The sequence below is a fragment of the Arthrobacter sp. H5 genome, assembly GCF_000520595.1.
Taxonomy (GTDB): Bacteria; Actinomycetota; Actinomycetes; order Actinomycetales; family Micrococcaceae; genus Arthrobacter_D.
Genome location: NZ_KI914989.1, coordinates 271,479 through 281,757, shown reverse-complemented (window position 1 = coordinate 281,757; position 10,279 = coordinate 271,479). Strand labels below are relative to the sequence as shown.

Sequence of the window (10,279 nt, the reverse complement as noted above, 5' to 3'; positions counted from 1 at the left end):
GCCGATTTCCTCCCGGGAACGGTTCCCGTACCGGATGGTCTGGAGGAAGTCACTGTGCTTCTCTCTCCAGAACGCATGCTGGGGGGCCGTATCAAAGCCGGCGACACGGTGGGCGTTTTCATTTCAGTAAATCTAGACGAGGCGCTACCGGACCTCCCAGAGATCCCCGAGGAAGCCGTGGGCTGGAAGCAGTTCACCCACCAGAATTTCCAGAACATTCTGGTCACGGCCGTACAACAGGCGGCACCCGAAACCGAAGATGGTTCCTCCGTCAATGAGGGAGTCGCCATGCCGAACGGATCCGCTTTTGTCACGCTGGCCCAGACCGATCTCGATGCCTCGAAACTCGTCTTTGGTTCAGAGTTCGGGAGCATCTGGCTATCCAAGGAAAGCGAGAAATCCGAAGTAGGCGATCCCCCGGTGGTCGTAGTCCCGGAAGTACTCAAATGAGCCGCTTCCTAGCCATCACAGCTGTTCGTGACTTTGAGGGCAGGGTCCGGCAGGCCATCACGGGAGCTCTCCATGGCGACCTCCAGACGCTGCCTCCTGAAGCCATCGCCGGAAGCCCCGCGGACATCCTTCAGCACACAGCAGGCGCCGCTCCCGAAGTATTGCTCCTCGGGCCGGGCATTAACCCCGAGGAGGCGCTCAAGCTCGCTGTCCTGTTCGACCTGCAATACCCGGAGATTAGCCTGGTGCTGGTGACCCCGACCAGTCCTGAGCTGGTATTGGCGGCAATGCGTGCCGGTGTAAGGGACGTCGTCAGTCCGGAGATTAACGTCAATGACCTGCGCATACTCCTTGAGCGGTGCTGCACGGCAGCTAGCAGTCGGCGTCGGGGGATGTCCATGGCAACCGCGCCTGACCAGGAATCAGGGAGGGTCATCGCGGTCATGTCTCCTAAGGGAGGCGTCGGCAAAACCACCGTGGCTACCAACCTCGCCATCGGGCTGGCCAAACTGGCTCCAATGGGTGTGGTGCTGGTAGATCTCGATCTACAGTTCGGCGATGTCGCCACAGGGCTCCAGCTGGAACCCGAACATTCTATCACCCAGGCGGTTCATGGTGCGGCTGCACAGGACTCGATGGTTCTCAAAGCCTTCTTGACCGTACACCCCGCTGGCGTCTATGCACTCTGCGCCCCGCGAACACCCGCGGAGTCCGACTACATCACCGCGGATCACGTCACCCAGCTCCTGACCCAACTTGCCAGCCAATTTCAATATGTTGTGGTGGACACTGCTCCCGGACTGGGTGAACACTGCCTGGCCACGCTGGAGCAGGCAACCGACGGGGTGTGGATCTGCGGAATGGACGTGCCCAGCGTCAGAGGTCTTCACAAATGCCTGGATGTACTCCGCGAATTGCAACTCTTGCCGCGGAACCGACACGTTGTGCTGAACTTTGCCGACCGGAAGAGCGGGCTGTCAGTGCAGGATGTCGAGGCAACCCTGAATGTTCCGGTGGACGTGGTGGTTCCGCGCTCCCGGACGCTTCCGTTCTCAACCAACCGCGGAGTACCTGTCCTCCAGTCAAAGACCAGGGATGCTGCCGCAAAAGGATTACAGAAGCTCGTTGACCGATTCAATCCGAGCAGCAGCATACAGTCCAGCCGCAAACTGCACCGACGGGTGGTTGTCGCATGAAGCTCTCCGAGCGGATAAAGGGCCTCCAGCCCCCCTCGTCCGGCAGCGAGGTACCACCAGAAACAACATCGTTGCACCCACCCGCCGACGGGCAAGCCACACCGTCGGACGCGTCGCCACCTGTCCCGACCCAGTCGGCAGCCCAACCGGCCGCTTCACCATTGACTTCTCGGGGTGTGGCCCCGGCATCGACTACAGGAGATGCACTGGCAGGTCTGAAGCAACGCGCTGCCAAGGCACTCTTTGAGCGAATGGGCTCGCGCTTCAGCGATTCCTCCATCACCGAGGAGGAACTGCGGACAACGGCCAGGCAGGAACTGTCCGCCGTCGTCGACGAGGAACAGGTTCCACTCTCGCCGGAAGAACGACGTCGACTGATCCGTGAGATCGCCGACGAGGTGATGGGATACGGGCCTATCCAGCGGCTGTTGGAGGATCCTTCCATCACCGAGATTATGGTTAACCGTTCCGATCAGATCTACGTTGAACGGAATGGTCAATTGACCCTGACCGAGGCGCGGTTCAGCTCGGATGAGCACCTGCGTCAAGTGATCGAGCGCATCGTCGCCAAGGTGGGCCGTCGCATTGACGAATCTTCGCCACTAGTCGATGCGCGTTTGGAGGACGGGTCCCGGGTCAATGCCATCATCCCGCCTCTGGCCGTCAATGGGCCTTCGCTCACCATCCGGAAGTTCGGGCAGGTTCCCATCACGGTTCAAGACCTGATCAGGTGGGGGTCGATTACACCCGTGATGGCCGAACTGCTGAGCGCGTGTGTGCGCGCCCGCCTGAATATTATCGTTTCGGGAGGTACGGGTACAGGAAAGACGACGATGCTGAACGTGGTGTCGTCCTTCATCCCGGATGGCGAGCGTATTGTCACCATTGAAGACGCCGTCGAACTACAGATGCAGCAGGAGCATGTCGTCCGTTTGGAAAGCCGTCCTGCCAACATCGAGGGCAAAGGCGCAATCGGCATCCGGGAACTTCTGCGCAATTCGCTTCGCATGCGGCCCGACCGCATCATTGTCGGAGAGGTCCGTGGCGGTGAGTCACTGGACATGCTGCAGGCCATGAACACCGGACATGATGGGTCATTGTCCACCGTGCACGCTAACTCGCCCAGGGACGCAATCGCGCGGTTGGAAACCCTGGTGCTGATGGCAGGCATGGATCTCCCGCTGCGGGCCATTCGTGAGCAGATTGCCTCCGCGGTGGACCTGATCATTCAACTGACCCGGATGCGGGATGGAACCCGGAGGGTCACCCACGTCACCGAGGTACAGGGAATGGAAGGCGAGGTGGTCACTCTTCAAGACGCCTTTCTGTTTGACTACTCGGCCGGCCTCGACCCCTCGGGGCGTTTCCTCGGAAAGCCGGTGGCCACCGGCGTCCGTCCACGGTTCCTCGACCGCTTCGAGGAACTGGGCATCCACGTGCCGCCTGCAGTTTTTGCCACTCCGGCTGTGCAACCGGGAAGGCGCTGACCATGGAGTCTCCCCTCTTCCTCCTCGCATCCGTCGGGCTCTGCTTTGGAGCCTTGCTGCTAGTCGTCCTTGTAGTTTTCAAGCCGCGTCACGCCGCCATTCCCCTTGATCGACGCCGACCGAGCACCCACCCTGAGCTTTCAGTGTTCAGTCGCGTTACCGAGTCCACGGTAGCGAGGGTCGATGGCGTCGTCGGCAGGAACGGAGGACTGTACAGCGATTCCGTCCTTTACAACGCCGGCGTCAAGATGAAGCCGGCAGACTTCACCGTCTTTGTTGCAGCCGCCGCTGCCGTGAGCGGTATTGTGTTCGGAATTCTCAGCCATCCGGTATTGGGAGTTTTTGCCGCACTTCTCGCGCCGGTCGCGGCAAAGGTGGTGCTCGCCTTTCGCACTGGTAGGAGAAGGGCCAAGTTCGAAGCGCAGTTGCCGGACACCATTCAGACCTTGATCGGCGGTTTGCGGGCGGGTCACAGCGTCCTGCGTTCGATCGACGCCGTTGCCATCGACGCGGAGGCTCCGACGGCGGAGGAGCTCGGCCGAATCCTCAATGAAGCCCGGATTGGGAAGGACTCCTCGGAAGCCATCGAGGAATCCGCTGACCGCATGGACAACGAAGACTTCAAGTGGATTGCTCAGGCAATCCAGATCCATCGGGAGGTCGGCGGCGATCTGGCCGAAGTACTTGAGCATGTAGCGGAAACCATCCGTGAGAGGACTCAGATCAAGGGGCAGATTCGCTCTCTGAGCGCCGAAGGTATCATGTCGAGCTACATTCTCATGGCTCTGCCGGTGGGCATTTTCGTGCTCTTCACCATTATTAATCCCACCTACATTACTGTCCTCACCACCAGCGTCATCGGTTTTGCGCTGATCGGCGTGAGCATTGTTATGTACATCATCGGCGGGTTCTGGCTCAGCCGCATGGTCAAGATCAAGTTTTAGGAGTGATGATGACACCTCTGGTATGGGGGATAATCGGCGCGGTGATACTACCGCTCGCCTACCTCACCTGGACGCTCGTTTCGTCAGACCGATCTGGTGCGGCGGCGATCCACGCGAACCTGACGGCGGGGATCGACAACCATGGTGGCCCGTCTGCGACCAGAAATACAAGCTTTTCAACTCTGCTACGCAAGCTGACGCCGGCAGCTTATGTGTTGAAGCTGGACAGGCTGCTTGCACTTGCCGGAAGACCGCGGTCGATGCCACTGGAAAAGCTTCTGGTATTAAAACCTGCTCTGGCGCTGGCAGGAGCAGCACTCACTTTTGTATTGCTCAACAGTGGGCCTTCAGCACGCAACCTGCTGATCGGTGTCTTCATCATCTTTCTGGCTTACTTTATCCCCGATCTCCTGATTTACAACACCGGGGTTAAGCGCCAGCAGGCAATCGAACTGGAACTCCCGGACACCCTCGACCAAATGCTCATTTCTGTCGAAGCCGGGTTGGGCTTCGAAGCGGCCATGGCACGTGCTGGACAGAATGGAAAAGGTCCCTTGGCCGAGGAGATGGTTCGCACCCTTCAGGACATGCAGGTCGGCCGTCCACGTCGGGAGGCCTACCTGTCCCTGGCGGACCGATGCTCCGTTCCGGATGTCAGGAGCTTTGTCCGCGCGGTGGTCCAGGCAGACAAGTACGGGATTGGTATCGCCAGCGTTCTGAAGTCCCAGGCCAAGCAGGCCCGAGTGAAGAGAAGGCAGCGAGCCGAGGAGAAGGCCATGAAGCTTCCCGTGAAAACGCTGTTTCCGCTGATCCTCTTCATTTTTCCGGTCATGTTCATTGTCATGCTTGGACCCGCAGCCATTAACATCATGAAGACTCTCGGGTGATTCTCCTTACCTTCAGTTCTCTGGCGCTCGGCACCGCTGCGGGGTGGCTCCTGTTTCCGCTCAGCGAGAGAGATCCAAGCACCACGCTGCCCCGCTCATGGCGAATGCCTACTGCCGCTTTCACCGGTATCCTTTGCGGACTACTGGCATGGCGTATCGGTCCCTCGTGGGATTTGGTGGTGTTCTTGGTGTTGCCGCTCTTTGGCGTGCTCCTCGGCGCAATTGACTTGAGGACAAGGCTCCTGCCTAACGCCCTGGTCATGCCGTTCCTTCTGCTGACCGTTCTGCTGATGCTGCCGGTTGCCGGTTTCGAAGCCGGCTGGAGCGCACTGATGGGCGCGTTGGTGGGAGGTGCGTCCATGTTTGTGATCTACCTGATACTCGCGCTGATCTCTCCCAGCGGTATTGGAATGGGTGACGTCAAACTTGCGGGCGTCCTCGGCATGTACGGCGGATACGCCGGCTTCCTGCCGTGGGCGGTTATGCTGTTGGGCGGCTTCATCCTCGGAGGTGTTGTGGGGATCGCCCTGCTATTCGGCGGCGCTTCGCGGCAGTCAGCGTTTCCCTTTGGTCCCCCCATGCTGGCGGCTGCTGTGGTTGCCATGCTCGCCTGAACCATATCGCCCTGTACATAGGATGGCTCAGGCTTTCCACAGGACACGTCGCTTCCCGGGTTTCTCCAACCTTCAGAAAGTAGCCTTACCCCATGGCACTCACCGGTCCCAGCGCGGACAACAGCGACGCAGATGCACTGCGCGCTGTCAGCGCTGCCTCCGATGATTCCTCCACCGAGGCCCAGGATCGCCCTCACCACAACGGCCAAAGCCGGGTGACGCGCGTGCCTTTGGTTGACCCGGTGGTTTTGCACAATCTCGAAGACGAGCTCGAAAGCCCCGACGCAGCCCGTGCCTTTGTCCGGGACTTTGTACGCATCTGGGACGAACGGGACTCGAAGCTCTCCACCGCCATCGCCAGTAAGAACCAGGCTGCCTCCCTCGACGCGGTGCTCAGCCTGAAGATCACCTCGAAGATGGTGGGAGCCGCGCAGCTGGCTGGGCTGGCGGGAAGTCTTGAGGAGTTGCTGCGTGAGGGCGAGCTGGAGGGTGCGGCCAGCGCACTGCCGCGGATCCACGACTGTGGGCTGAGAACCGTCCGGGAATTGGCCGGCCGGCACCATCTGGATCTTGGCTAACTAACGCCCAAGACCCGCGTGGTTGCTACTCGGCCCGCTTGGGCACCAGACGATAGCCGACGCCGCGGACTGTCATCAGCCATCGGGGGTCACGCGGATCCTCGCCGAGCTTGCGGCGCAGGTTCCCAACGTGCACTTCAATAGCCCGTTCGTCCGCATCACTGACATAAGCGTCGCTGCGGTAGTACTCGCCTCGAACAACGCGGACAAGGTCCCCTTTGGTTCTGACCGCTCCCATGCTGCGGAGCAATTCATGCAGCAGGTCGAACTCGCTGCGGGTCAGGACCAGGTCCTTTCCGCGCACGGTCACCGTGCGGGTCTGGTGGTCGAGAACCAGTCCGTTGTGACGGAGCTCGCCCACCGGACGGGCCGTTGTTTCCACCGGAGCAGCAGGAACGGGCGCGGCTGGGCCAATTTCCAATTCGGCGCCACCCGGCACACGCGGTCTGCGGAGCATGGCCGCCACCCGGGCCCTGAGCTCGCGCGGCCGGAACGGCTTGGTGACAAAGTCATCGGCACCGGACTGGAGCGCAGTCAGCGTGTCCAGCTCATCAGAGTGAGCGGTGAGCATGATGACGTAACAGTCTGTGACTTCCCGGATGCGGCGCAACACCTCATAGCCATCAATGTCCGGCAGGCCGATGTCGAGCGTCACCACTGAGGGATTGTGTTCCTGCACCGCCTCGACGCCGGCTCGCCCCGTGCTGGCCGAGTGCACCTCGAACCCGGATTGGGTAAGAACCGCGCTCACCAGGTTGCGCACGTCCAGGTCATCTTCCACCACGACAGCCACGCCCGGATCGCGCACCATTTCCTCCTCGGTCTACCCCAGGGCCGTCGGCCCGTCGCAAAGGATCAAAACACCGCCACGGCTCAAGGAACCGAAGCTGCAAGCTCTCCACAGCATACCCCCGAGTCCCTTGCAACGTATGGCAATGATCACAAAACGGTTACATTGCGGCATCGCCCTCCTACAGGGCTTACTCCAGCGGGTTAGCAGACGATAATTGCCCTTATGTTGTGGTCTCTGCCGTTCCCTTATAGAGCTGTGCCCCGTTGGGGCTGCAGGGGCCCGTGTCATGAGTGAGCGGGCGCTCTATCTGCGGGCGAAAGGGGTCTTCAAGGGCCTCGGTTCACGGGGAAAGGTGGGCCTGTGCCAGCTCCCGCTGGCCTTCATTGTTGCGGCTGTCGCCCTAGCCGCACCCGCCGCGTGGCCCGGTCTGCTGGACAACCCGCTTTTCCTCTTAGGGCTCCTGTTCCATGCGGTCCTGCTTGCCCTCTGCTTCCTGGTTCCGTGGGACAAACTTCCTGTGGGCTCCTATGTTGCAATCCCCTTGCTGGATTTTGCCGCCGTCGCGCTATCCCGTAACGGGGCGGCAGACATCCTGCCCGGCATCGGCGTGCTTGTCATCTTCCCGGTGATCTGGATTTCAGCGTCCGGGATCTATCCCCGATTGAGTGCCACCGTCTGTTTTGTCGGCCCTTTCCTGGTCATCGCTCCGCCCCTTGGCACCGCGGCCCCGCAGCAGCTCGTGACCGCGCTGCTCTTTGCACTCATGATGCTGGCAGTCTCCGTTTCCCTCCGGTTTGCCAACCTCAACACGGCGCACAGCCGGCGCAAGCTCGCGGCGCGCGAGGCCGAGGTCCACCGCCTGGTCGACGAGAACAATGAGCGGGAACGGCTGCTCGAAACCATTCTCGACACCATTGAGGTGGGACTGGTTGCGGTGGACGCCACCGGACAAACAGTGCTCACCAACCGCCAGCAACACTCCTTTGACGGCTTGGTTGTGTCCACACTTCCATCCGCTGACCCCGGTCACTTTGCGTACAGCACCGACAAGACCACCCCTGTGCCGGCGTCCAGAATGCCGCTCAGCCGGGCACGCGCTGGAGAAACGTTCTCCAATTACGTGGTCTGGCTGGGTCCGGAAGGCCAGCAGCGGGCGGTATCCACCGCGGCCGGGCCCATGACCGACGGTGACGGCAGATTTGCCGGCGCCGTGATCGTCTACAACGATGTGACGGACATGGTCGAAGCACTCTCCGCGAAGGACGATTTCGTCTCGAACGTCTCGCACGAGTTCTGGACCCCACTCACCTCAATCCTGGGCCACCTGGACCTGGTGCTGGAGTATGAGGCCCAATTCCCTCCCGTGGTGGTTGAACATCTGGCAGTGGCACGCCGCAACTCCGAACGCCTCTACGCCCTGGTATCAGATCTTCTCACCACAGCCTCCGCCAGCAAGAGTGTTCATCTGCGGCCCACGGATCTGACCGGATTGGTGGAGACCAGCATTCAGTCCGCGCAACCACACGCCGCCGGCACCGGGGTTAAGCTCTCCTCGGAAGTGCCGAGCATGTTATGGACTTCCTCCGACCCGCTCCGCATCCGGCAGGTGCTGGACAACCTCATCTCCAATGCGATCAAGTACTCGCCCGACGGCGGAACGGTCACCGTCCGTGCAACGGAACAGTTGGACTCGGCGCTCCTCGAGGTTCAGGACACCGGCATGGGCATGACCCAGACGGAAACGAACCAGATTTTCGGCAAATTCTTCCGGACCGCCGCAGCGCGGGAGTCGGACATCCCGGGAGTAGGGCTGGGTCTTTCCATTACCAAGGCGATTGTGGACAGCCATGGTGGCACCATCCGTTGTACCAGCGCCGTCGGAGCGGGCACAACGTTCACGGTGACACTACCACTCCACACCGCAGCTGAGTCCAGCCGGAATTAGTCCAGGGGCAGTGTGACAGTCACTTGGCTGCCAGCGCCGGGGACGGAAACTATTGCAGTTGTTCCACCTGCCAGGTCAACAGTGCTGCGCATCAGGCGCAGTCCCATACCTGAGTTCCGCCCGGTGGTGGCCCGCTCCACATCGAAGCCGGCGCCGTCGTCGCACACGCGCAGTTGTATTCCGTGTTCGGCACCATGATTGACGGTGGCGATCCGCACCGTCACAGCGCTGGCTTTTGCATACTTGAAAATGTTGCTCAGCAGTTCCTGGGCCGTCCGGTAGAGCAGTGTGGCGGAGCTGCGGTCAATTTCGATGCCGTGGTGCGGTGTGTCCAGCCGCACGGCTACTCCGGCGGCCCGCAGTGGGGTGGCCAACCGCTCGATCGTCCCGGCCACGCCGGCGCGGTAGAAATCGACTGGCCGGGAATCGGTCAGTACTCCGTGTACCACAACCACCTCGTCTGCCAGCACCTGAATCATGTCCTTACTATGCGCCCGCGTCCTTGTTGTTTCCTTGAACCAATTTTGCCAACGACACTTCAAGAACCGACGGCAATTCACCGGCGCTTCGCGCAGGAATTCCGCAGTATTACGCAGTATTGGAGTTGAAAGAATCTCAACCACCCAATTCGATCCCGCGCCGCGCACGGGTGAGCGACGCACGGAGCCGCATTTCGGCGTCGTCCGGGTAACCAACTTCTTCCAAAACCAGCGGATGAGGCGGCGCCAGCACCGACCGCGCGTCCTTGCGGCGCGACAGTAGACGCTCGTGCAGCCACTCCACCGGCATTTCGCCGCTTCCCACCCGCAGGGCAGAGCCGATGAGTGCCCGGACCATGTTGTGGCAGAACGCATCAGCCTGGACAGTCACGCACAGCAGACCGCCCGGTTCACGGGCAAACTCGAAGCGTTGCAGTTCCCGGACGGTGGTTGCCCCAGCACGCGGCTTGCAGAACGCCCTGAAGTCCTGCAGACCCAGGAGTGAGGACGCCGCGGCATTCAACGCGTGCTGGTCCAGGTTCGTGGAGTGCCACAGCACCGATCCCCGGGACAAGGGATCCTGCAGCGCCGGAGTGTCGGCAATCCGGTAGCTGTACCGACGCCACAACGCGGAGAACCGGGCATCGAACCCGTCCGGCGCCCGGCTGACGGACCGCACCACCACCGGCGTCGAGACATTGTTTCCGAACGCCCGCCGTGCCGGCGCGACCTTGGGCAGTTCCCGGTTCACAGTGGCGCGGAGCCGGCGGAGCAGTGCGGTCTCCGGGAGAATATCACGCCCCCGGCTCAACGCTACCCACTCAGCGGACGTGAGGTCGATGTGCGCCACCTGCCCGCGCGCATGGACGCCCGCATCGGTCCGGCCGGCCACCGTCAGTCTCACCC

The 10,279-nt window shown here is 61.4% G+C and carries 11 protein-coding genes; 8 read left to right on the top strand and 3 right to left on the bottom strand.

Features of this window, described 5'->3' with window-relative positions:
• The 7 genes from Y708_RS23975 to Y708_RS23970 all read left to right on the top strand — a co-directional run.
• A partial coding sequence (locus Y708_RS23975) for an RcpC/CpaB family pilus assembly protein (protein ID WP_253905751.1) occupies positions 1-450 on the top strand: 450 nt, incomplete at its 5' end.
• Positions 447-1,646, top strand: coding sequence for a CpaE/TadZ family protein (locus Y708_RS0109105; RefSeq protein ID WP_028279692.1), 1,200 nt, complete (start codon positions 447-449; stop codon positions 1,644-1,646). The genes Y708_RS23975 and Y708_RS0109105, both read left to right, overlap by 4 nt.
• A complete protein-coding gene (locus Y708_RS0109100) occupies positions 1,643-3,133 on the top strand; it encodes a TadA family conjugal transfer-associated ATPase (RefSeq protein WP_028279691.1) in 1,491 nt (496 codons plus the stop codon). The genes Y708_RS0109105 and Y708_RS0109100 overlap by 4 nt, the downstream gene beginning before the upstream one ends.
• 2 nt (positions 3,134-3,135) lie before the next feature.
• The gene (locus Y708_RS0109095) at positions 3,136-4,077 is read left to right on the top strand and encodes a type II secretion system F family protein (RefSeq protein ID WP_028279690.1); all 942 of its coding nucleotides are present in this window, start codon (positions 3,136-3,138) and stop codon (positions 4,075-4,077) included.
• An 8-nt stretch (positions 4,078-4,085) separates the two neighbouring features.
• Entirely contained in the window at positions 4,086-4,964 is an 879-nt protein-coding gene (locus Y708_RS0109090; RefSeq protein ID WP_028279689.1) for a type II secretion system F family protein, read from the top strand.
• Positions 4,961-5,578: a prepilin peptidase gene (locus Y708_RS0109085; RefSeq protein WP_051478846.1), complete on the top strand. Its 618-nt coding sequence runs from the start codon at positions 4,961-4,963 to the stop codon at positions 5,576-5,578. Before Y708_RS0109090 ends, Y708_RS0109085 begins: the two co-directional genes overlap by 4 nt.
• 92 nt (positions 5,579-5,670) lie before the next feature.
• The gene (locus tag Y708_RS23970) at positions 5,671-6,156 is read left to right on the top strand and encodes an Hpt domain-containing protein (protein ID WP_051478845.1); all 486 of its coding nucleotides are present in this window, start codon (positions 5,671-5,673) and stop codon (positions 6,154-6,156) included.
• Positions 6,157-6,181: 25 nt separating this feature from the next.
• Here Y708_RS23970 and Y708_RS0109075 read toward each other — a convergent pair whose 3' ends face one another.
• Positions 6,182-6,967, bottom strand: coding sequence for a response regulator transcription factor (locus Y708_RS0109075; RefSeq protein ID WP_035775751.1), 786 nt, complete (start codon positions 6,965-6,967; stop codon positions 6,182-6,184).
• A 268-nt stretch (positions 6,968-7,235) separates the two neighbouring features.
• On the opposite strand from Y708_RS0109075, the gene Y708_RS0109070 reads away from it, so the two are divergent.
• A complete protein-coding gene (locus tag Y708_RS0109070; protein ID WP_028279686.1) occupies positions 7,236-8,894 on the top strand; it encodes a sensor histidine kinase in 1,659 nt (552 codons plus the stop codon).
• On the opposite strand, the gene Y708_RS0109065 is transcribed toward Y708_RS0109070, so the two are convergent.
• Both Y708_RS0109065 and Y708_RS23965 read right to left on the bottom strand, forming a co-directional pair.
• The gene (locus Y708_RS0109065; RefSeq protein ID WP_028279685.1) at positions 8,891-9,373 is read right to left on the bottom strand and encodes a sensor histidine kinase; all 483 of its coding nucleotides are present in this window, start codon (positions 9,371-9,373) and stop codon (positions 8,891-8,893) included. The genes Y708_RS0109070 and Y708_RS0109065 overlap by 4 nt on opposite strands.
• A gap of 136 nt (positions 9,374-9,509) precedes the next feature.
• The coding region (locus Y708_RS23965; protein ID WP_035775750.1) for a tRNA pseudouridine synthase A at positions 9,510-10,279 on the bottom strand (770 nt) is incomplete at its 5' end.